The 22,027-nt window shown below is 66.7% G+C and carries 21 protein-coding genes; 16 read left to right on the top strand and 5 right to left on the bottom strand.

Translation table 11 applies throughout. The annotated features are described in order from the left end of the window. Window positions 1–35: 35 nt before the first annotated feature. On the bottom strand, window positions 36–989 hold the full coding sequence (locus KHY18_RS21310) for a LysR family transcriptional regulator (RefSeq protein ID WP_213304599.1): 954 nt from the start codon (window positions 987–989) through the stop codon (window positions 36–38). A 152-nt stretch (window positions 990–1,141) separates the two neighbouring features. Between KHY18_RS21310 and KHY18_RS21305 the strand changes: the two genes are divergently transcribed. After that, on the top strand, window positions 1,142–1,576 hold the full coding sequence (locus KHY18_RS21305) for a DUF4148 domain-containing protein (protein WP_213304596.1): 435 nt from the start codon (window positions 1,142–1,144) through the stop codon (window positions 1,574–1,576). A 9-nt stretch (window positions 1,577–1,585) separates the two neighbouring features. Here the strand turns inward: KHY18_RS21305 and KHY18_RS21300 are convergent, their stop codons facing one another. From KHY18_RS21300 to KHY18_RS21290, 3 genes are all read right to left on the bottom strand, one after another. After that, window positions 1,586–2,518: an arginase gene (locus KHY18_RS21300; protein WP_213304593.1), complete on the bottom strand. Its 933-nt coding sequence runs from the start codon at window positions 2,516–2,518 to the stop codon at window positions 1,586–1,588. A gap of 11 nt (window positions 2,519–2,529) precedes the next feature. Further along, on the bottom strand, window positions 2,530–3,582 hold the full coding sequence (gene ocd / locus KHY18_RS21295) for an ornithine cyclodeaminase (RefSeq protein ID WP_213304590.1): 1,053 nt from the start codon (window positions 3,580–3,582) through the stop codon (window positions 2,530–2,532). 125 nt (window positions 3,583–3,707) lie between these two features. Continuing rightward, on the bottom strand, window positions 3,708–4,193 hold the full coding sequence (locus tag KHY18_RS21290) for an Lrp/AsnC family transcriptional regulator (protein ID WP_213304587.1): 486 nt from the start codon (window positions 4,191–4,193) through the stop codon (window positions 3,708–3,710). 218 nt (window positions 4,194–4,411) lie between these two features. Here KHY18_RS21290 and KHY18_RS21285 point away from each other — a divergent pair, with 218 nt between their 5' ends. From KHY18_RS21285 to KHY18_RS21265, 5 genes are all read left to right on the top strand, one after another. Then, window positions 4,412–6,136 carry a ShlB/FhaC/HecB family hemolysin secretion/activation protein gene (locus KHY18_RS21285; protein ID WP_213304584.1) on the top strand — a complete coding sequence of 575 codons (1,725 nt, stop codon included), beginning with the start codon at window positions 4,412–4,414 and terminating at the stop codon, window positions 6,134–6,136. A gap of 251 nt (window positions 6,137–6,387) precedes the next feature. Continuing rightward, window positions 6,388–6,546 carry a hypothetical protein gene (locus KHY18_RS21280; RefSeq protein WP_213304581.1) on the top strand — a complete coding sequence of 53 codons (159 nt, stop codon included), beginning with the start codon at window positions 6,388–6,390 and terminating at the stop codon, window positions 6,544–6,546. Window positions 6,547–6,788: 242 nt separating this feature from the next. Then, on the top strand, window positions 6,789–8,522 hold the full coding sequence (locus KHY18_RS21275; protein WP_213304578.1) for a methyl-accepting chemotaxis protein: 1,734 nt from the start codon (window positions 6,789–6,791) through the stop codon (window positions 8,520–8,522). Window positions 8,523–8,712: 190 nt separating this feature from the next. After that, window positions 8,713–8,979 carry a hypothetical protein gene (locus KHY18_RS21270; RefSeq protein WP_213304575.1) on the top strand — a complete coding sequence of 89 codons (267 nt, stop codon included), beginning with the start codon at window positions 8,713–8,715 and terminating at the stop codon, window positions 8,977–8,979. A 184-nt stretch (window positions 8,980–9,163) separates the two neighbouring features. Next, the gene (locus KHY18_RS21265) at window positions 9,164–10,138 is read left to right on the top strand and encodes a LysR substrate-binding domain-containing protein (protein ID WP_213304572.1); all 975 of its coding nucleotides are present in this window, start codon (window positions 9,164–9,166) and stop codon (window positions 10,136–10,138) included. Window positions 10,139–10,203: 65 nt separating this feature from the next. On the opposite strand, the gene KHY18_RS21260 is transcribed toward KHY18_RS21265, so the two are convergent. Continuing rightward, window positions 10,204–11,247: a porin gene (locus KHY18_RS21260; RefSeq protein WP_213304569.1), complete on the bottom strand. Its 1,044-nt coding sequence runs from the start codon at window positions 11,245–11,247 to the stop codon at window positions 10,204–10,206. 387 nt (window positions 11,248–11,634) lie between these two features. On the opposite strand from KHY18_RS21260, the gene KHY18_RS21255 reads away from it, so the two are divergent. From KHY18_RS21255 to KHY18_RS21210, 10 genes are all read left to right on the top strand, one after another. After that, a complete protein-coding gene (locus tag KHY18_RS21255) occupies window positions 11,635–12,465 on the top strand; it encodes an SDR family NAD(P)-dependent oxidoreductase (protein ID WP_213304567.1) in 831 nt (276 codons plus the stop codon). A 7-nt stretch (window positions 12,466–12,472) separates the two neighbouring features. Further along, a complete protein-coding gene (locus KHY18_RS21250; protein WP_213304564.1) occupies window positions 12,473–13,468 on the top strand; it encodes an ABC transporter permease in 996 nt (331 codons plus the stop codon). Next, on the top strand, window positions 13,465–14,298 hold the full coding sequence (locus tag KHY18_RS21245) for an ABC transporter permease (protein ID WP_213304561.1): 834 nt from the start codon (window positions 13,465–13,467) through the stop codon (window positions 14,296–14,298). Before KHY18_RS21250 ends, KHY18_RS21245 begins: the two co-directional genes overlap by 4 nt. Further along, window positions 14,295–15,296 (top strand): ABC transporter ATP-binding protein, encoded by a 1,002-nt coding sequence (locus tag KHY18_RS21240; protein WP_213304558.1) that lies wholly within the window; start codon window positions 14,295–14,297, stop codon window positions 15,294–15,296. Before KHY18_RS21245 ends, KHY18_RS21240 begins: the two co-directional genes overlap by 4 nt. Further along, complete coding sequence (locus tag KHY18_RS21235) at window positions 15,296–16,312, top strand: ABC transporter ATP-binding protein (protein WP_213304555.1); 1,017 nt, start codon at window positions 15,296–15,298, stop codon at window positions 16,310–16,312. Before KHY18_RS21240 ends, KHY18_RS21235 begins: the two co-directional genes overlap by 1 nt. Then, window positions 16,309–17,892 carry a rhodanese-like domain-containing protein gene (locus tag KHY18_RS21230; RefSeq protein ID WP_213304553.1) on the top strand — a complete coding sequence of 528 codons (1,584 nt, stop codon included), beginning with the start codon at window positions 16,309–16,311 and terminating at the stop codon, window positions 17,890–17,892. Before KHY18_RS21235 ends, KHY18_RS21230 begins: the two co-directional genes overlap by 4 nt. Before the next feature lie 28 nt (window positions 17,893–17,920). Beyond that, window positions 17,921–19,084, top strand: a complete 1,164-nt coding sequence (locus tag KHY18_RS21225; protein ID WP_213304551.1) for an acyl-CoA dehydrogenase family protein — start codon at window positions 17,921–17,923, stop codon at window positions 19,082–19,084. Between the two features lie 8 nt (window positions 19,085–19,092). Continuing rightward, window positions 19,093–20,430, top strand: a complete 1,338-nt coding sequence (locus KHY18_RS21220) for an LLM class flavin-dependent oxidoreductase (protein ID WP_213304549.1) — start codon at window positions 19,093–19,095, stop codon at window positions 20,428–20,430. Between the two features lie 24 nt (window positions 20,431–20,454). Continuing rightward, window positions 20,455–21,240, top strand: coding sequence for a class II aldolase/adducin family protein (locus KHY18_RS21215; protein WP_213304547.1), 786 nt, complete (start codon window positions 20,455–20,457; stop codon window positions 21,238–21,240). A 3-nt stretch (window positions 21,241–21,243) separates the two neighbouring features. Further along, on the top strand, window positions 21,244–22,027 hold a 784-nt coding region (locus KHY18_RS21210), incomplete at its 3' end, for an MmgE/PrpD family protein (protein ID WP_213304545.1).

Here is a 22,027-nt window from a genome sequence, read left to right as displayed (position 1 = left end):
GCAGCGGCATACCCGCGAGTCGCCCCCAGCGGGCTTCAGCGCACTTCGTCCACGGCATGGCGCGCCGCGCAGGCCTGCAAGGCGCTGCCGGCCTGCATGCGCGCCTGCTCGACCAGGTAGTCGAGAAACACGCGCGTGCGCTGGGGAATGAACTTGCGGCTGGGCAGCACGGCGTACATCACCAGCCGGCCCGTGATCCAGGGATCGAGCACGCGCACCAGTTCGCCGCGCGTGAGATAGGGGGCGACGGTGTCCAGCGTCACCGAGGTGATGCCCGCGCCGTCGAGCGCGGCGCGCAGCAGCGTGTCGGTGTGGTTGGCGGCGATCACCGGCGTGACCGCGATCTCGCGCGAGTTGTCGGGGTCGTGCACGCACCACATGCGCCAGGCGCGCGGGCGGCCGTTCGATTGCTTCAGCCGCAGGCAGTCGTGGCCCACCAGGTCTTCGGGCTGCTGCGGCGCACCGCGGCGCTGCAGGTAGGCCGGTGACGCGACCAGAATGGCTTCGGACTCGATCACCTTGCGCGCGATGACTTCGCCGTTGAAGCCTTCGTCCGTGCCCATCAGCGTGATGTCGAACTCCTCGAACGGCGGCTCGTTGGTCGACTCCACTTCGACATCGAACAGGATCTTGGGATAGCGCTGGCGGAAGTTGGCGAGCAAGGGGCCGAGCACATAGCTGGCAAGCACGGGCGGCGAATGCACGCGCAGCAGGCCTTCGAGCTCGGTGCTTTGCGAGCGGGTCACGGCGTCGGCTTCGTCTATGTCCTGCAGGATATTGCGCACCCGGCTCAGATAGCTCTCGCCGGCCTCGGTCAGCGACAGGCGGCGCGTGGAGCGCTGCAGCAGGCGCGTGCCCAGATGGTCTTCCAGATCGGCGACCAGGCGCGTGACCACGGGCGCCGACATGTCGAGCGAACGCGCCGCCGCCGCAAACCCGCCCTCGTTGACCACGCGTTCAAACACCCGCATCGAAAGCAAACGATCCATGTTCAAGCCCTGTGGCAGCAAAACTTGATTATTTCATTTTTAGAAACACATGTATTCATTTTGTGCTGTTTATCTTTGATCGAAGAAATTTTAAAGTTCATCCCATGGACCGGACAACAAGTCCTCCAAGCAACGAAACAAGGACACTCATCATGAAAAGCACATACCTCTCCATCCTCGCCGTCACCGTCGCCGCTTTCACCGCCGGCCAAGCCATTGCCGCCGACACATCGGGCGCGCTGAGCCGCGATCAGGTTCAGGCCGAACTGGCGCAAGCCGTGCGCACCGGCAACATCGTCATCGACAATGAATCGGGTCTCAAGGCCAACGAAGTCTTCCCCGGCCGCTACCCCGCCCAGGCCGTGGCACAGGGCAAGACCCGCGACCAGGTCAAGGCCGAACTCGCCGAAGCCATTCGCACGGGCGACATTCCCGTCGACGGCGTGACCGGCCTGAAGATGAACCAGCTGGCTCCAGGCAACTACCCCGCGCCAGTCGCTGCCCAAGGCAAGAGCCGCGAAGAAGTCCAGGCCGAACTGGCCAAGGCGATTCGCAGCGGCGCGCTGCCCGTGCACGGCAGCGTCTGAGCGCGGCGCTCAACAGGTTCGGACCATGGGCGCGATGCTGAGCGTCTGAACATCACGCCCCAATCCCGCCACCGCGAGCGCCTGTACGGCGCTCGCGGTTTTTCCGCCGTAGTCCCTGAGCGGGTTGTATTCGGCGATTTCCAGGCCCACAAAGCGCGCGTCGTCGCGGCAGCGGTGCAAAGCCGCCGTGGCCTGGGCCAGCGAAATGCCATGGCGCACGGGCGTGCCGGTCGCGGGCGCATCGGCCGGGTCGAGGCCGTCGAGATCGAAGCTCAGCCCCCAGCCCGCGCAGCCGGCCGACACGGTGGCCTGGGCTTGGGCGAAGCAGGCGTCGAAGCCGCGGTGCACGACTTCTTCCATATAGATCACCTGCACGCCCAGGGCTTCCAGCAGCCGGCGCTCGGCGCTTTCATAGCTGCGCGCGCCGATGATCACCAGATTGCGCGCCTGTATCTTGCCCGACCAGCCAAACAGGTCGGTGAACGCCGCGCTGCCATGGCCCAGCAAGGCGGCCAGCGGCATGCCATGCGGCGCATGCGACTCCGAGGACTCGGGGGTATGCGCGTCGAGGTGCGCATCGACCCAGATCAATCCCAGCCTGCCCTGGGGCGAAAGCGCCTGCGCGACGCCGCTCCAGGTGCCGATGGCGCAGGAATGGTCGCCGCCCAGGACCAGCAGCTGCGTGCCGCTGCGCACCCGGCGCGCGGCCGCGTCGGCCAGCGCGCGGCTGAAGCGGGCCACGGTGTCCATGCGGTCATGGGCGTGCAGGGGATCTGATGTGACCGTGGTCAGGGACTGCAGTTCGCAGCCCGCGTCGGCCAGAACCAGGGCGAGGCCCGCGTCCAGCAGTGCGCGCCCACCGTATTTGCAGCCGCCGTCGAGCGCGCCTTCGCCGATTTCCGCGCTGATGATGTGCAAGCCTTGCGTCGTGGCGTGGTCCATGGCGTTGCTCCTCATTCGGTGATGGCCAGCGACGGGGCCGTGCCCATGGCATGGCCATACAGGTCTTTGGGGTCGTGCAGCCGGGGAACGATCTCGAGCTGCCGGCCTATGTTCATGGCGCTGGCGCGCTGGAGCAGGTAGCGCAGCGCGGAAAAGTCTTCGAGCGCAAAGCCCACGGAGTCGAAGACCGTGATTTCGCGCGCGTCGGTCCTGCCGCTCTTCAAGCCCTGGAGGACTTGCCACAGTTCGACGACGCGGAAATCCGCGCGCATCTGCTGCAGCTCGCCTTCGACGCGGGTCTGCGGCTCGAACTCCACCACCACCGTCGCCCTTTCGAGGATGCGCGCGTCGAGCTCCGTTTTGCCGGGGCAGTCGCCGCCGACCGCGTTGAGGTGCATGCCGGGCGCGATCATGTCATCGGTCAGGATGGTCGCCCTGGACTTGTCGGCGGTGAGCGTGGTGACGATGTCGGCGCCGGCCACGGCGTCGCGCACCGAGTTCGCCGCCACGACCTGCAGCCGACCCGCGCGGATATGGGGCGCGAGGTTGGCGATCAGTTTGTCGGTCGCTTCGCGGTCGACGTCATAGGCGCGGATTTCGCGTATGCCCAGTGCGTCCATGAAGGCGATCGCCTGGAACTCGCTTTGCGCGCCGTTGCCGATCAGCGCCATGCTGCGGCTGTCGGCGCGCGCGAGCCGGCGCGCGGCCAGCACCGAAGTCGCGGCCGTGCGCAGCGCCGTGGTGATGGTCAGCTCGCTGAGCAGCAGCGGGTAGCCGGTGGCGACTTCGGCAAGCACGCCAAAGGCCATCACGGTGGGCAACTGTTGCAAGGGGTTGCGCGGATGGCCGTTGACGTACTTGAACGCAAACAAGGTGTCGTCCGAGGCCGGCATGAGCTCGATCACGCCTTCGGGCGAGTGGTTGGCGGTGCGCGCCGATTTCTGGAAGCTTTGCCAGCGCAGGAAGTCCTGGTGGATGAAGCCCGCGAGGTCGGCGAGCATGGTTGGCGCGCCGATTTCGCCGAGCAGGCGCTGAAGGTCGGTGACACCCAGGTATCTGGTCATATCGTGCTCCTCGGCTGGTGCCGTTTGCCGCGCCGCGGCCATGTCCCAGTCTAGAGCGCGGGGCGCACGACAAGCGCGCAAAAACGGCGTCCGTACCGCCGAAACGGCTGAACGCGGGGCCGTGATCAGCCCATTCGGCCCGGCGCGGCGAACAGCGGAAAACCGCGGAACTCCTTGACCGTCTTCAGCTCGGTGCTGGTCACGATTTTCTCTATGCCCAGCGCGGGTTGGTCCAGCCAGGCGTCGGTCAATTCCTGGTAATGCGCGAGGTCGCGGCAGCAAAAGCGCACCAGGTAGTCAAAGCGCCCGCTGACCAGATGACAGGCAATGACTTCGGGGCAGGCGGCCGCATGCTGCTCGAACAGGCGCACGGTCGCCTGGCGCTGGTCCTTGAGCGCGACTTCGGCGAACACCGCCACATGCGCGCCGAGCACCGCGCGATCGAGTTCGGCGTGATAGCCGCGCAGATGCCCATGCGCCTCGAGCGCGCGTATGCGCGCCAGCGCGGCCCGCGCAGACAGGTTCACGACTTCCGACACGGCCTTGGCGCTGCTGCGCCCGTGCTTTTGCAGGTGCTCCAGGATTCTGTAGTCAATCGCGTCAGGCTGCATTTTCACCCTCCATCCGGGCTGGGGCCCGGTGCCCAGCTTAGCAGTCAAAGGGCGGTGCAGCCAGGCGCCGCAAGCCGCAGGCAGATGTTGCTCGATTTATCTGGTTAAAGAAAATTACTATCGTAGTTAATTTCTTACAAGAAAAAAACTATCGTTCATCTAAGCTTGTGCGCACGGACCTGAGAACCCTCAACGACCTATTCCGCAGGAAGCCTCTCATGAGCCAACGCCCAAGCCTTGCCATTTTCCTGTTCGCCTTGGTGTGCAGCAGCACCGCCGCGGCCCAACTGCCGCCCGCAGCGCCCGCAGCACCCGCCGCGGCGCCCGAGGTCCGCCTCGATCAGCTGCAGCAGCAGCGCCAGCAGGAGCGTGAAAAAGCCTTGCGCGAACGCATCGCGCCCGATGTCGATGTGCTCCAGGAGCAGGCCAAGGTGCAGGTGCTGGAAATGCCCGAGGACGAGTCGCCGTGTTTTGCCCTGCATGAACTGCGTATCACCGGCGCGCAGTCCGTCGATGTCTCCTGGCTGCGCGGTGCCGCGGGCCTGGACTTGCGGCGCAGGCCTTGCATTGGCGCCAAGGGCGTGGAAGTCATTCTGGCAAGAATGCAGCACGCGCTCGTGGCGCGCGGTTTCATCACGTCGCGGGTGATGGTCGCGCCGCAGAACCTGCAAAGCGGCGTGCTGGAGATCGCGTTCATTCCCGGCGTCTTGCGCGAAGTGCGTTTGAGCCCCGACAGCGCGGGCCATGCCTCGGTTCTGGCCGCGTTGCCGTCGCGCCGCGGCGAGTTGCTGCAATTGCGCGACATAGAGCAGGGGCTGGAAAACCTCAAGCGCGTTCCCACGGCCGACGCCGACATCCAGATTGTTCCGGCCGAAGGCCCTGGCGCCCTGCCCGGGGAAAGCGATCTGCTGGTCAGCTACCGGAAGTCGGCGCCGTTTCGGCTGAATCTGGCGCTGGATGATGGCGGCACGAAAGCCACCGGCAAGCTGCAGGGCTCGGCCACGCTGTCCTGGGACAACCCGCTGCTGCGCAACGATCTGGTCTATCTGAGCCTGGGCCGCGGCCTGCGCAACGCAGACCGCCGCGGCACCGAAAACCTGGCGCTGCACTATTCGGTGCCGCTCGACTACTGGCTGCTGGGCCTGACCGCTTCATCCAATCGCTACCACCAGACGGTGGCCGGCGCCTATGAGGAATATGTCTACAGCGGCGAATCCAGCCAGCTCGATGCCAGGCTCAGCCGGGTCATCCACCGCAATGCCTGGTCGCGTACCACGGCCGGCGCGCGCGCCTTTCACCGCGCATCGTCCAATTTCATCGACGACACCGAAATCGATGTCCAGCGCCGCAGCACCGCGGGCTATGAACTGAGCCTCGCGCAGCGCAGCTACCTGGGCACGACGCTGCTGGAAGGCAACCTGGCGTTCAAGCGCGGCACGGGCGCATTCGGCGCGCTGCGAGCGCCCGAAGAACCGTGGGGCGAGGGCACGTCGCGCATGAAGCTCGTCATCGCCGACCTGGCGCTGACCCGGCCTTTCGCGCTCGCGGGCAAGCGCCTGCGATTTTCCACGGCATGGCATGGCCAGTGGAACCGCACGCCGCTGACGCCGCAGGACCGCATCGGCATAGGCGGGCGTTACACCGTGCGCGGCTTCGATGGCGAAAGCAGTCTGCTGGCCGAACGCGGCCGCACCTGGCGCAACGAAATCGCTCTGCCGCTCAATGCCCACGCCGAGGCGTTTCTCGCGCTCGACACCGGCCGCGTCAGCGGCCCATCGGCCGCGTACCTGGCGGGCCGATCGCTCACGGGAGCGGCCATGGGCCTGCGCGGCGCCGGCCGTGGCTTCTCCTACGAAGTGTTCCTGGCCGCGCCGGTCAGAAAGCCCGAGCACTTTCGCACATCGAAAACCAATGTGGCGTTCAACCTGACCTACAGTTTTTAGCGGGTAGTGCCGAAAAAATGTCCATGGAAAATTACCCTTAAATCTGCAAAGTGTTACAATTGTAATTATTGTTATATAAGCTAAGGAAATTCCGGCACGGGCGCTTTCTCCGCACCATGCCGGACGTTGGCATGGCCGGTGCCTAGCCTTTTTTGTTATCAGGGTTGAAGAGCACTCTTCGCGAGCCGCTTGGAGACCCGCATAAACCTTCTATCCCCGTGGCATTTGTCTGGCGTCGAACGTGTTCGCACTTGAGCAAGAAGTCCAACGAGATGGCGCAGCCGCCGCAATGGCGGGTGAAGAAGCCCAAGGATCTGCCGCGCTCCACCTATCCCTGGTGGAAGCTGGCGCGTTTTCGCTGGAACAAATCAGCAGCATCGGAGCCCTGCACGCTGCACGGCTTTTGCTGAAGAGTCAGCGCGTCTGATGGGGCTGGAGGAGCAGAACGTGGTCAAGGTCTTGAACCGGCCCGGATCTTGCGTTCCCTCGCCCCGATCCCTTGATGATCCTGCGCCCATGCCGGTTGCAGCGCGACACGGCCGCTGGCCGAAATCGACGTCCCAACGACGGGAATTTCCATCGCACCGAATTCGCTTCCTCATTTCCTGGGGACGGCGTATCTGGCGTACCCATTTCCTTTCAGAGACAAACAATGAACCAACTAAAAATTTCATCACGATTGATTGTGGCATTCAGCATCATGGTGCTGCTGCTGATCGCCCTGGGCGGCATTGGACTCTGGCGCTCCGCCGACCAGCGCGCTGAATTGACCGATGTGTTGCAGCGGCGCGTTCCGCTGACCAAGGCCTTGAACACGGTGATAGACCAGGTCAACGAACAGGCGATTCTGGTGCGCAACCTGGCGATCTTCACCTCCAGCGAAATCAAGAAATCGTCGATCAGCCGCATCGCTGCCGCGCGCGCCGAGGTCGCGGTTCAATTCAAGATACTGGACGAGATGATCAACTCCAGCGAAGGAAAGACCATCATGGTGAAGATGCAGGCATCGCGTGCCGCCTTTCTCAAGTCGGGCGACCAATATCTGGCGCTGATCGAGCAAGGCCAGCTGGAAGAAGCGATGGTGTTTCTGGAAGAGAATTTCCGTCCCGCACAGCGCGCCTATCAGGTCGATATCCAGGAGCAGATGAAGCTGCAGGAATTGCGTTCCAAGGAAGCCGGCGAGCGCGCCGAGGCCAGCGCCGAAGCGCTGGAACGCGATATCCTGATTGCCGCGAGCATCGCGGTGCTGGTGGCGATTTTTCTGGCGATCAGCATCATCGGCTCCATCGTTCTGCCCCTGCGGCGCGCGGTCGAAGTGTCGGATCGCATCGCCAGCGGTGATCTCAGCACGCCCATCGTGGTGAACTCCAACGACGAAACCGGTCAGCTGCTGCGCTCCATGCAGCAGATGCAGCAAAGCCTGGTCAACACCGTGAGCCTGGTGCGGCAAAACGCCGAAGGCGTGGCCTCGGGCAGCGCGCAGATTGCCTCGGGCAACAACGATCTGTCGGCGCGCACGGAAGAGCAGGCTTCGGCGCTGGAACAAACCGCCGCGTCCATGGAAGAGCTGGGCTCCACCGTGCGCCAGAATGCCGAGAATGCGCGCGCCGCCAATCAGTTGGCGGTCAATGCATCGACGGTGGCGGCGCAAGGTGGCGAGGTGGTGACCGAAGTCATCGAAACCATGAAAAGCATCAACGCCAGCAGCGCCAAGATTGCCGACATCATTTCCGTGATCGACGGCATCGCGTTCCAGACCAATATCCTGGCGCTCAACGCTGCCGTGGAAGCCGCGCGCGCCGGCGAGCAAGGCCGCGGCTTTGCCGTGGTGGCCAGCGAAGTGCGCAGCCTGGCGCAGCGCAGCGCGGACGCCGCCAAGGAAATCAAGGGCCTGATCACAGCGAGCGTAGAGCGCGTGGAGCAGGGCAGTGCGCTGGTGGACAAGGCCGGAACGACCATGACGGAAGTGGTCCAGGCGATCCGCAACGTGACCGACATCATGGGCGAGATCAGCGCGGCCAGCAGCGAACAGAGCGCGGGCGTGGGCCAGATCGGCGAAGCCGTCACGCAGATGGACCAGGCCACGCAGCAGAATGCTTCGCTGGTGGAAGAAATGGCCGCCGCCGCGAGCGCGCTCAACAACCAGGCGGGCGAACTGGTCAAGGCGGTGTCGGTCTTCACGCTGAGCGGCAGCGCCGCGCCAGCCAGCGTGGCGCTTGCCGCGCCGGCGCGTACCCCTGCGGCTGCCGGGCGCGGCGTGAACAGCGCCAAGCAGTCCCTGGCCGCGCCACGTGTACGCATCGAAGCGACTCCCGCCAAGACACCGGCGGCCCCTGCCAAGCCTGTGGCCCCGGGCAGCAGCCAAGGCGAGTGGGAAAGCTTCTGATCGGCAGCCGCGCCGCGCAGGGCCCCAGCTCCTGATCCTGGCGCCCAAGTGCCGAGAAAGCCCGCGTCTAGCGGGCTTTTTCACGTCTTGAATTCGGCCATTTGTTAGATCATTGTGTTTTTTGTTTCATTTTGACACATGCCTGCCGATACTAAGGGTGAAGAGAAATGCCAAATCAACAAGGAGTGCCATGAGGTTCTGCGTCATCAATGTGGGTGGCTTTTGCTACACCGCCTTTTCCCCCAGCACCTGTGAAGCCGTTGCCGATGCCTTGAAGCGCTTTCCCAATGCCCGAAGAATCAGTGTGCGCTCCAAGCTGCATTGGGCGCTGCCGAGCTTTCCAGGGGGCTCGAACGACATGCTGCGTCTGCTCGCCAAACCGGCCAGCGAGCGCAGAAGTGTTTACGAGTGTGTTCACACGGTCGACAGCGACGTGGAGCAGGGTCCGCGGCACTGAGCCGTGAATTCGGCAGCCGCGTCATCGAGTCAGGGAATATGCCGCCCATGGGTTCTGGACTGCGAGGGCTTCACTCCTGAAGCAAATAAGCTTAGTCATAAAGCTTCTACTGGAAATCATCAGTGGCGATGAATAATGGAAACCCGTTATTTTTCCGCTTGATTTCTCCTCGCCCATCCCTTCCATGGAACTACGCCATCTTCGTTATTTCATTGCCGTTGCCGAAGAAGGTCAGGTCACGCGTGCCGCTCAGCGGCTGGGAATCAAGCAACCGCCTCTCACGCAGCAGATTCAATTGCTCGAGCGCGAACTGGGCGTGGAATTATTCACGCGATCGCCGCGCAAAGTCGAGCTGAATGCCGCCGGCCGGCTGTTTCTTCACGAGGCGCGTGGCATTATCTCCAGCGCCGAGGAAGCGGTCGCGCGGCTGCGCCAGTTCGACAAGGGAATCGACGGCGTGCTGCGCATAGGCCTGACCAGCTCCTCCTTGCTGAACGTGCGCACGCAGGCGCTGTTCGAGCGCTTTCGGCGCGATTTTCCGCAGATCTCGCTGAAGATCGAAGACGGCTCGCACATCGACCTGCTCGATGCCGTGCGCCAGGACCATCTGGACGCGATCTTCATGCGTTCGGGCGTGCAGCGCCATGCCGAGCTGGCCTCGCAATGGCTGGCCGACGAGGCCCTGGTCGCGGCCATTCCGGTCAGCCACCCCTGCGCGAGCGCGGACCGCATCGTGCTGCAGGATCTGGAGCAGCAGGGCGTGGTGCTCTACCGCCAGGAAAAGTGCAGCGGCATCGGCGAGATGCTGCTCGAACGCTTTGCCAGCGCCGGCCTGAAGATGCGCGTGGCCGACGAAACCCGGCGCTTGATGTCGGCCATCCACATGGTGGCCTGCGGTGCCGGCATGACGCTGGTGCCCGACGCGATGCGCGCCTTCCATCCGGCCTCGGTGGTCTACAAGCCTCTGGGCACGGAGCTGGGGCTTTCCGTTCCCCTCAATCTGGTCTACCGGCGCCATTCGCAAAGCACGTTGCTGCGGCATTTTCTGCAGACCGCCGCGACGGTGGCGCGCGAGCTGGACCGCGCAGCGCCGCCAGGCGCAGGCCTGGTCGAAGGCGCATCGCCGGGCTTTGCCGCGCAGATGTTCGCTCCCGCCTGATTTCTCATTTGCGGCTTGGCGCCAGGGGCTGAGGCCGCTGCGCGTGCATCAGCCCCTGGCGGCTATCAGAAGCTGTGGCGTATGCCCACGTTCACCGCGCGCGAGCTGTCGCCGGCCAGCGGTGAACTGCCCGAGATGCTTGCGACCGTGTAGCGCGCCGCGCCCTTGTTCTTCAGATACGACAGCGTGGAGTACAAGGCAGTGCGCTTGGACAAGGAGTAGGCGTAACCGACCGAGAACTGGTTGGCGGAAACCGCGCTCCAGTTGGTCGTTCCCTGCACGCCATCGCCGGTCGTGCGGGCGATCGCCGCCGACACCTTGCCGCGGCCTATCGGGCTGACCACGCCCAGCGAGTAGAGGCGGTTGCTGGCATTGACGAACTTGGTCTCCTGCACCGTGCCGAGCAGCTTGAGCACGCCGAAGTCATATGCGCCGCTGGCGATCAGCACCTTGTGGGCGTCGAGCGCGTTGACCTTGGTTTCGCCATAGGCCGCCGTGACGTTGAGGCCGCGCGCCGCATAGCCCAGACGTGCGCCGTAGTACTTGCCGCCCGCCGCGCCTTCGCTGGGCGCAATCGCGAACGTGCCGTAGACGCCGCCCAGCGTGTTGGGCAGCGAATAGGCCACGAGGTTGTCCAGGCGCACGCGGCCCACGCTGCCGAAGGCGTTGGCATCGGGGTAGAGGTTGCTGGTGGCGCCTATGCCTATGGTGTTGAAGGCGTCGAAGTTCGACAGCGCCGTCCATGTCGGCAGGGTGTCGCGGCCCAGGCGCAACTCGCCCAGGCTGGAGTGCAGACTCACTGTGGAGCGGCGTGCCCAGAAGCGGTTGACGCCGCCGCTGGTCGCGCCCACCGCGCCGGTGTCCAGGCCGACCTGGGTTTCGAGGTGAAAGCCGGCCTTGAGGCCACCGCCCAGGTCTTCCACGCCGCGCACACCCAGGCGGCCGGTGGATTCACCGCCGCTGCCGACCTGGGTGGCGCTGACAGCGCCGTTCTTCACGTACTGGACATTGGCATCGACGATGCCGAACAGGGTGATGGACGAAGGGGACTGGGCCATGGCGCCCTGGGCCAGAACGGTCAGCAGGGCAAGGGATAAACGCTTTTTCATAAATATCAATATGGGGTGAGTAACTCCGGCGAATGGGTAATTGCCGGATTTTGGCGTGTTGGTGAAAATGCCAAAGCGCGATGCTATATAAGCCGGCACCCCATTTATTCGAATGTTTGCGCATAAGCTTTTCCATTATTTCAAGCATTCATTCAATCAATGGAATATATATTCTGTGGATATGAGTTCCAGTGAAATCAAAGACATATATGCGATGGATATGCTCAGTATCTGTTTTTGATATTCATCCGGTAGAACGATTCGAAAAACGAATATCCTTATTAATAAAACATGCCATCCGGGTATTTATGGCGGTCATAAAATCCCGGTGCTGAAACTTGAAAATGATTTTCAGTCGAAAAAATTAATCAATAACCGCGAGTCAGCATGGATCTGAAATTGAAGAACAAGGTGGTGCTCGTGACCGGGGGCAGTCAGGGGCTGGGCCTGGCGTCGGCGCGCAGCCTGCTGGCCGAAGGCGCACGCGTGGCGCTGGTCGCGCGCCATGCAGGCCGCCTGGCCCAGGCCGTGGCGCAACTGGCCGAAGAGGGCTGGAAGGATGTGAAGGCGTTCGCGGCCGACCTGGGCACGCCGCAGGAGGCCGAACGCGTGGTGGCCGAAGTCGAGCAGGCGCTGGGGCCCATCGACGTGCTGATCAACAGCGCGGGCGCGGCCCGGCGCCGTGCGCCCAGCGAACTGGACGCAGCCGCCTGGAGCGAGGCCATCAGCGCCAAGTTTCTGCCTTATATCCACGCCCAGGACGCGGTGCTGCGCCGTTTCGGCGAGCGCGCACGCGCCGCGGGCCAGACCGGCGAGACCGCGCCACAGCGCGAGATCGGCGCCATCGTCAACATCGTCGGCACGGGCGGCAAGGTGCCCAGCGAACCGCATATCGCGGGCGGCGCGGCCAATGCCGCGCTGCTGCTGGCCACCATCGGCCTGGCGCAATACCACGCGCGTTTCGGCATACGCATCAATGCCGTCAACCCCGGCGTCACCGAGACCGGCCGCATTGCCCAGACCCTGCAGTCGCAGGCCCAGCGCCTGGGCGTGAGCGTGGCGCAGGCGCGCGCGCTGGGCGAATCGGCGCTGCCGCTGCGCCGCTACGGCCAGGCGGCGGAAGTGGCCGATGTCGTGGCCTTTGTCGCCAGCGAGCGCGCGAGCTACATGGTGGGCGCGCTGGTGTCGGTCGACGGCGGCCAGAAGAGCGTGCTGTGAGGTCGCGATGAGCCGCAAATTCTCCGGCGCACGCCGTTATCTTTTCAGCCGTTTGCTGCAGGTCGTTCCGACCTCGGTGGTGATCGTGCTGCTGTCCTTCATTCTGATGAAGGCCGCACCCGGCGACACCGTCGATGTGATCGCCGGCGAATCGGGCGGCGCCACCGTCGAATACATGCAGGAGCTGCGCCAGCTCTATGGCCTCGACGTGCCCGCGCACGAGCAGTTCTGGAACTTCCTGGTGCGGCTGGTCCACCTCGATCTGGGCTATTCGTTTCGCGACAACATGCCGGTCGTCGACCTGATCTGGAGCGCGCTGCCGGCCACGCTGCTGCTCTCGCTGAGCGCGATCACGTTCGCGCTGGTGGTGGGCGTGGCGCTGGGCGTGATCGCCGCGCGCCACCGCGGCTCGTGGCTGGACACCGCGATTTCCGTGCTCTCGACGATTGGCTTCGCCACGCCGCTGTTCTGGATAGGGCTGATGCTGATCGTGGTGTTCTCCATCCACCTGCGCTGGTTTCCGGTGGCCGGGCTGTCGACCGTGGGCATGGCCTATGACGGCTTCTGGCAGCAGGCGCTGGATGTCGCGCGCCATCTGGTGCTGCCGGCGTTCTCGCTGGGCTGCTTCTATCTGTCGCTCTATGTGCGGCTCACGCGCTCGGCCATGCTCGATGTCGCGGGCCTGGACTTCGTGCGCACCGCGCGCGCCAAGGGCCTGAGCGAATGGCGCGTGACGCTGCGCCATGTGCTGCGCAATGCGCTGCTGCCCATCGTCACCGTGACCGGTCTGCATCTGGGCGGCCTGTTCGGCGGCACGGTGGTGATAGAGACGGTGTTCGGCTGGCCCGGCATTGGCCGGCTGGCATTCGACGCGGTGGCGGCGCGCGATCTCAACCTGTTTCTCGCCATCTTCCTGTTCAGCTCCTTGCTGGTGATTGTCATGAACCTGCTGGTCGACTTCCTCTATGTGTTGCTCGACCCGCGTATCGAGGTGGGCCGATGAACCGACTTTTCTGGGCCCGGCTGCGGCATTCGCCCGCGGCGCTGGCCGGGGGCCTGATCCTGTTGCTGATTCTCGCGGCGGCCCTGGCGGCGACGCTGTTCTATCCCGGCGATCCGCGCGACATGGTCGGCCCGCCCAATCTGTGGCCGGGCGCCGACAGCGCGTTTCCGCTGGGCACCGACATGCTGGGCCGCGACATGGCCGCCGCACTGATGCATGGCGCGCGCCAGTCGCTGGTGATCGCCTTCGGCGCGATGCTGCTGGCGGTGGTGGTGGGCACGGCCATAGGCGTGGTCTGCGGCTTCTTTGGCGGGCGCATCGACGACGGCCTGATGCGCTTCACCGAGATCTTCCTGACCATGCCCACGCTGCTGTTCACGATTGCGCTGGTGATCATTCTCGGGCCTTCGGCGGGCAGCATCGCGCTGGCGCTGGGCCTGACCTCCTGGCCGCAGATCGCGCGCCTGGTGCGCGCCGATGCATTGCGCGTGCGCCAGAACGACTATGTGAATGCGGCCGTGACCATGGGCATGGGCAGCGCACGCATCATCGTGCGCCATGTGCTGCCCAACAGCCTGTCGGCGGTGATCGTTTCTGCGTCGGTGCTGGTCGCCCAGGTGATCCTGGCCGAGGCTTCGCTGTCGTTCATGGGCCTGGGCGATACCGATACCGTCTCCTGGGGCAGCATGGTCGGCGCGGGCCGGCAGGTGCTGCGCACCGCCTGGTACATGACGGCGCTGCCGGGCCTGGCGATCTTCGTCACGGTGATGGCCTTCATGTTGCTGGGCAACGGCCTCAACGACGTGCTCAACCCGAGGACCACACGATGAGCGCGCCGCTGCTGCAGGTCGATGACCTGTCCATCCGTTTTCCTCTGGGCGCGGGCCGGCAGTTTGCCGCGGTCGACGGCCTGTCCTTCTCGGTCGAGGCCGGGCGCACGCTGGCCATCGTCGGCGAGTCGGGCTGCGGCAAGTCGATCAGCGCGCTGGCGCTGATGCGCCTGCTGCCCGCGAGCGCCCAGCTCAGTGGCAAGCTGCTGTTCGAAGGCCAGGACCTGGCGCGCCTGCCCGAGCGCGAGATGCGCCGCGTGCGCGGTGCGCGCATGTCCATCATCTTCCAGGACCCGATGGCGGCGCTGAACCCGGTGCTGACCATTGGCGACCAGATCGTCGAGGCGGTGCAGGCGCACGAGCCGCTGGGCCGCGCGGGCGCGCGCCGGCGCGCCATCGAATTGCTGGACCTGGTGCGCATTCCCGAGCCGCAGCAGCGCGTGAACGATTATCCGCACCGCTTTTCGGGCGGCATGCGCCAGCGCGCGGCGATCGCCATGGCGCTGGCCGCGAGCCCCGCGCTGCTGATCGCCGACGAGCCCACGACGGCGCTCGACGTGACCATACAGGCGCAGATCCTGAGCCTGCTGCACGGCCTGCAGCGCGACCTGGGCATGGCGCTGATCCTGATCACCCACGACCTGGGCGTGGTCGCCGAGATCGCCGATGAAGTGCTGGTGATGTATGCGGGCCGCAAGGTCGAGCACCAGGAGGCGCTGGGCCTGTTCGACGCGCCGCGCCACCCCTATACGCGCAGTCTGATGGGCGCGCGCCCGCGCCCCGGCAGCCATGCCAGCCGCGACCGGCTGCAGGAGATTCCGGGCATGGTGCCCGCGGCCGGCACGCAGATCAGCGGCTGCGCGTTTGCGGCGCGCTGTGCGTTCGCCTTGCCCGGCTGCAATGCCGAAGTCCCGCTGCTGCGCCATCCGCAAGGCGCGCCTGGTCAGGCGCGCGTGGCCTGCCTGCGCTCCGATGAAACCCTGGTGGAGACCGCCTGATGACTATCCCTTTGCTGAATGTCAGCGACCTCGAGGTGGCCTATCCCACGCGCCACGGCCGCCTGCATGCGGTCGACCGCGCGAGCTTCACGCTGCAAAAGGGCGAGACGCTGGGCCTGGTCGGCGAATCGGGCTGCGGCAAGTCCTCGCTGGGCAAGGCCATCATGCGCCTGCTCGAACCCGCGGGCGGGAAGATCGCGCTCGACGGCGTGGACATCACCCATCTGGGCGTCGCGGCGTTGCGCCCGCACCGCCGGCGCTTCCAGATGGTGTTCCAGGACCCGGGCGGCTCGCTCGATCCGCGCCTGCGCGTGGGCCAGTCGCTGGAAGACCCGCTGCGGCTGTACGGCCTGGGCGACGCGGCCGAGCGGCGCGAGCGCGTGCTGGCCTTGCTGCAGCAGGTGGGCTTGCCGGCGAATGCCGCGACGCGCTTTGCGCACGAGTTCTCGGGCGGCCAGCGCCAGCGCATCGCGATTGCGCGCGCGCTGGCGCTGGACCCCGATCTCGTGGTCTGCGACGAGCCGGTGTCGGCGCTCGACGTGTCGCTGCAGGCGCAGGTGCTCAATCTGCTGGCCGATCTGCAACAGGCGCGCGGCGTGGCCTATCTGTTCATCAGCCACGACCTGTCCGTGGTGCAGCACCTGGCCGACCGCGTGGCCGTGATGTACCTGGGCCAGATCGTCGAGCTCGCGCCGCGCGCCGAGCTGTGGCGCCGGCCCGCCCATCCCTACACCCAGGCCTTGATCGACGCCGTGCCGGTGATGGACCCGCGCCGCAGCCGCATCGCCGACAAGCAGCCGCTGCAGGGCGATCTGCCCAACCCCTTCCAGCCGCCGCAGGGCTGCCGCTTTCACACGCGCTGCCCGCATGTGCTGCCGCGCTGCCGCAGCGAAGCGCCCGCGCTGCGCAGCGTCTCGCCCGGGCATCTGGCGGCCTGCCATCTGCATTCCGATGCCGGCGTGCAGCCGCTGCGCTTTGTTCCTCCCCCTTCCCGCACCGAGCCCGTTTCCGCATGACCACCTACCACTACATAGAACCCGCGACCCTGGCCCGCTGGCTGGAAGACGGCGCGGAGATCGCCCTCATCGACGTGCGCGAGGAAGGCCTGTTCGGCGCTGGCCATGCGCTGCTGGCCTGCAATGTGCCGTACAGCCGGCTCGAACTCGACTTTCCCGCGCTGGTGCCGCGGCGCACGACGCGCGTGGTGCTGATAGGCGAAGAGCGCCCCGACGGCCGTTCCACGGCCGAACGCGCCGCCGAGCGCCTGGCCGCGCTGGGCTATACCGGCGTGCAGCTGCTGGCCGGCGGCAGCGCCGCCTGGCAGGCCGCGGGCCAGCCGCTGTTCCAGGGAATTTATGTGCCCAGCAAGGCCTTCGCCGAATGCGTGGAATTGGCTTTCCATACGCCCACGATCGAGGCGGCCGAACTGTACCGGCTGCAGCAGCAGGGCGCCGATCTGATCGTGCTCGACAGCCGCACCACGGCCGAATACGCGCGCTACCACGTGCCGGGCGCGATCAGCTGCCCCGGCGCCGAGCTGGTGCTGCGCTTCGACGACCTCGTGAAGTCGCCCGCGACCCAGGTGGTGGTGAGTTGCGCGGGCCGCACGCGCGGCATCATTGGCGCGCAGGCGCTGATCAATGCCGGCGTGCCCAACCCGGTGCGCGCCCTGCAGGGCGGCACCCAGGACTGGAAGCTCGCGGGCCTGGCGATTGAAAGCGGCGCCACGGCCGTGCATGGCGCGCTGGGCGAGGCCGCACAGGCGGCGGCCCGCGTGCGCGGCGATGACCTGGCGCGGCGCTTCGACGTGCCGGAAATCAGCCTCGAGCAGCTGCACGCCTGGCAGGCCGACGATGGCCGCACCACCTATCTCTTCGATGTGCGCAGCCCCGCGGAGTACGGCGCGGCGCGCCTGCCCGGCGCCACAGGCGTTGCCGGCGGCCAACTGGTGCAGACGCTGGACAAATGGGTCGCGACGCGCGGCGCGCGCGTGGTGCTGGCCGACGATCTGGGCGTGCGCGCCCAGGTCACGGCGCATTGGCTGCGCCAGCTGGGCTGGGATGCGGTGGTGCTGCGCCATGCCCCTGAGCAGGCGATTGCGGTTGCTGCCGACAAGGCCGCGCCAGCGGCTGCGATCTCCGCCGAGGAAGCCCTGGCCTTGCTGGCCGCGGGCGCGGCCGGTATCTCGGTCGATGCCAGCGCCGACTACCGCGCCGCCCACCCGCGCGGCGCGGTCTGGTCCAACCGTTCGCGCATCGATGCACTGCCCCAGGCCGTGCGCGACGCCAAGGCGCTGCTGGTGTTTGCCGCCGATGGCGGCGTGGCCCAGCTCTATGCGCGCGATCTGGCCCAGGCCGTGGCGGGCCGGGTGCAGGTCGTTGCAGGCGGCGCGGCGCAATGGCGCGCGGCCGGCATGGCGCTGGACAGCACGCCCGAACTGCCGGCCGACGCGCAACGCATCGATTTCCTGTTCTGGCTGCACGACCGCCACACCGGCAACAGCGCGGCTTCGCGCGCCTACCTGGCCTGGGAAGCGCAACTGCCCCAGGCCATTGGATCCCCCGCGCAGGCCGGTTTTCGCCTGACCCCTCATTGATTTCCCTCCGTACAAAGAAGAAGAGACCATGGATTTTTCCTATACCAAGAAGCAACGCGACATCTACGAAACCGTGGGTGCGCTCGGCCGCGAGAACTTTGCGCGCCGCGCCGCGGAATACGACCGCCTGGCGATCACGCCCGTCGACAACCTGCAGGACCTGGTCGACGCGGGCTATGCCGCGGCCTCGCTGCGCGAAGAGATAGGCGGCCTGGGCGGCGGTGCGCTGGGCACCGATCCGCTGGCCTCGCTGCTGGTGGTGGAGCAGACCGCGCGCTACTGCCTGTCTACCGCGCAGTGCATACACATCCACTACAACGCTTCGCACCGCATCGATGTGATCGGCAACGAAGAGCAGCGCGAACGCCTGCTGGGCCCGGTCGTCGAGTCGGGCAAGTTCCTCAACTCCACGGGCAGCGAGCCCGGCCGCACCGCGCGCGGCCTCTACAACCTGCAGACCGTGGCCGACAAGGTCGACGGCGGCTGGCTGGTCACGGGCGTGAAGAACTACGCCACGCTGGCCGATGTGGTGCACTACAACACGCTGGCCGGCGTGGCCAGGGACGTCCCCGCGCCCGACGGCCACCTGATGTTCGCCATTCCCCAGGGCGCGCCCGGCTTCAGCATCGAGCCCGAGTCCTGGGACCCGCTGGGCATGCGCGCTTCGTACAGCCCCGTGCTGCGGCTCAAGGAAGTGTTCGTTCCCGACCGCGACGTGCTGGGCGCGCCCGGCGAGTCGTCCAAGGGCCGCTGGCAGGCCAAGAGCCATCTGAGCTTCGCCGCCCAGTACATAGGCGGCGCCGAAGGCCTGTTCGATCTGCTGACCGAATACCTGCCCAAGCGCGGCACGGCCGGCGACAGCTACACGCAGATGCGCGTGGGCGAAATCCGCATCGCCATCGATGCCGCGCGCTGGCTCACCTACCGCGCCGCCTGGCTGTGGACGCAAGACCCCGAGGCTGCCGAGCTGTTCTCCATGAACGCCAAGCACCAGGCGATCGCCGCCGCGGTGCTGGCCATGGACCGTGGCTGCCAGATCGCGGGCTCCAGCGCGCTCGCGGCCGACAGCGCGCTGGCGCGCGTGGTGCGCGATCTGCGCTACCAGACCCTGCACGAGAACTACGACAAGACCGCGGCCACCGTGGGCAAGGCCCATCTGGGCCAGGCCTATGACGTGACTTCGCGCCTCTGAGCAGCGCCATGGCAACCCCTTTGAAGCACATCCATCTGGGCGCGTTTCCGCTCGATGTGGGCCACCACATCGCGGCCTGGCGCCACCCCGACGTGCCCGCCTCCGGCGGCAGCGAGTTCGGCTTCTACCGCGCGCTGGCGCAGACGGCCGAGCGCGGCAAGCTCGACATGATCTTCTTCGGCGACCAGATGGCCGCGCAGTATCCCGAAGACGAGACGCTGGGGCGCACCTCGCGCGTCACGCGGCTAGAGCCCACCACGCTGCTGGCCGCGCTGGCCGGTGCGACCACCCACCTGGGCCTGGTCGGCACGGTCTCGACCAGCTACTTCGAGCCTTTCCATGTGGCGCGCAAGTTCGCCACGCTGGACCAGCTCAGCGGCGGGCGCTCGGGCTGGAACGTGGTGACCTCGTTCAACGACAAGGAAGCGCTGAACTTCAACCGCGGCGAAGTCGCGGGCCACGCCGAGCGCTACCGGCGCGCGCTGGAGTTCGTCGACGTGACCAAGCGCCTGTGGGACAGCTGGGACGACGACGCCTTCGTGCGCGACAAGGACTCGGGCCTGTACTTCGACCCTGAGAAGCTGCATGTGCTCCACCACCGCGGCGAGTTCTTCGCGTCGCGCGGCCCGCTCAACATCCCGCGCTCGCCCCAGGGCCGGCCGGTGATCGTGCAGGCCGGCGCGTCGCACGAGGGCCGCGACTTCTCGGCCGGCCAGGCCGAAGTGATCTTCACCGCCCAGCCCAACCTGCAGGCCGCGCGCGGCTTCTACCAGGACGTCAAGTCGCGCGCCGCGGCGCTGGGCCGCCATGCGGACGAAATCCGCATCATGCCGGGCGTGATGACCTTCATAGGCCGCACGCACGAGGAAGCCCAGGAGAAATACCAGCGGCTGCAGTCGCTGATCCATCCCCAGGTCGGCTGGATCGTGCTCAAGCGCCATCTGGGCATAGACCTGTCGGGCATGCCGCTGGACGAGCCCTTCCCCGAGCTGGAGCTGACACCCGACTTCCCCAGCCGCCAGAAGCTGCTGATCGACATGGCGCGCGGCGACGGTCTCACGGTGCGCCAGTTCTACGAGCGCGTGGTCGGCGCGCGCGGTCATCTGCTGGCCATAGGCACGGCGGCCCAGGTGGCCGACCAGTTCGAGGAGTGGATAGACGGGCAGGGCGCCGACGGCTTCAACCTGATGCTGCCCTGGCTGCCCACGGCGCTCGACGACGTCGTCGACCTGCTGGTGCCCGAGCTCCAGCGCCGCGGGCGTTTTCGCCATGAATACCAGGGCAAGACGCTGCGCAGCCACCTCGGCCTGGAACGCCCCGCGAGCCACTACGCGCGCGCGGCCTGAACCCCATTCACTCCAAGGATCCCCATGAGCTTGCACACATTGCCACCGGTTTCTTCCGCTTCGTTTCGCTACAGCGCCGCCGAATGGGAGGCGCGCGTCGACCTGGCCGCGGCCTACCGCCTGGCCGCGGCCCAGGGCTGGCACGATCTGCTGGGCACGCATTTCTCGCTGCGCGTGCCCGGCGAGCCCAACCGCTATCTGGTCAACCCGGCCGGCTATTTCTTCGAGGAGATCACGGCGTCGTCGCTGGTCAAGATCGACCTCGAAGGCAACCACTACAGCGACAGCCCCAATGGCGTGAACCCCGCGGCCGATGAAATCCACGGCGCGATCTACGCGGCGCGGCCCGACATCCAGGCCATCATGCACACGCATTCGGTCAACGGTACGGCCGTCAGCGCCCAGGCCGGCGGCCTGCTGCCGATCTCGCAGAACGCCATGCTGGTGCTCAACCGCGTGCGCTACTACGACTACACGGGCTCGGGCCTGAGCGCCGAGGAGTGCCAGCACATGGCCGACGACCTGGGCGACGGCAGCATCCTGTTCATGCGCAACCATGGCGTGGTGACGGCCGGGCGCAGCATCGGCGAGGCCTATGCGGTGATGGTGCGGCTGGAGCGCGCCTGCGCCATACAGATCGCTGCCCAGGGCCGGGACTCGCTGGTCGAGGTCAATGCGGGCGTGATCGAGCGCCAGTTCCAGCGCGGCAAGAAGATCTATTCCGACACCCATTGGTCGCCGCTGGCGCGCCACGAATGGGCGGCGTTCCGGCGCAAGGCCGACCGCGACCATCCGGGCTACGACCGCTGAGCGATGGGCGCTACGCATTCTCCGTCCGGCTTCATCGCCGGACTGCGCTATGACGACCTGCCGGCCGAGGCCATCGCGGCCGCCAAGGCGTCGCTGCTCGACACGCTGTCGGTGGCGATTGCCGCGCGTTCGGCCGCAGGCATGGCGGCCGTGCGCCAGCTGGTGCTCGACGACGGCGGCGCGGCCCACAGCCGGCTCTGGGGCACGGACCAGCGCCGGCCCGCGCCGGCCGCGGCGTTTCACAACGCCAGCCTCGCGGCCGCGCTCGACTTCGACTCGCTGCACCCGCTCACCAGCCATGTCGATGCCGTGGTGCTGCCGGCCGCGCTGGCCGTGGCCGAGCAGGTGGGCGCGAGCGGGCGCGAACTGCTGGCCGCGAGCGTCGCGGGCACCGAGCTGGTGCTGCGGCTGGGCCGGGCCGGGCGCGAAAACCGCGGCTGGTTCCGCACTTCCATCTACGGCGTGTTCGGCGCCGCGGCCGCGGCTGCGCGGCTGTGGCGGCTGGACGCCGCGCAGACCGGCGCCGCGCTGGGCCTGGCGCTGGGCCAGGCCGCGGGCACGCAGCAAAGCCATATCGAGCGCCGCCTGAGCAAGCGCCTGCAATCGGCGTTCGCGGCGCGTGCCGGCGTCGAGTCGGCGCGGCTGGCGCGCCTGGGCATCAGCGCGCCGGCCCGGCCTTTCGACGGGCGTTACGGCCTGTTCGCGCTCTATGACGCCGGCGATGCGGCCCAGGCCTTCGACGACCTGGGCCAGGTCTGGCTGAGCCCGGCGACCAGCTACAAGAAAT

The organism is Acidovorax sp. CCYZU-2555, from assembly GCF_018413525.1.
GTDB lineage: Bacteria > Pseudomonadota > Gammaproteobacteria > Burkholderiales > Burkholderiaceae_C > Comamonas.
This window is presented reverse-complemented; position numbering and strand designations above follow the sequence as displayed.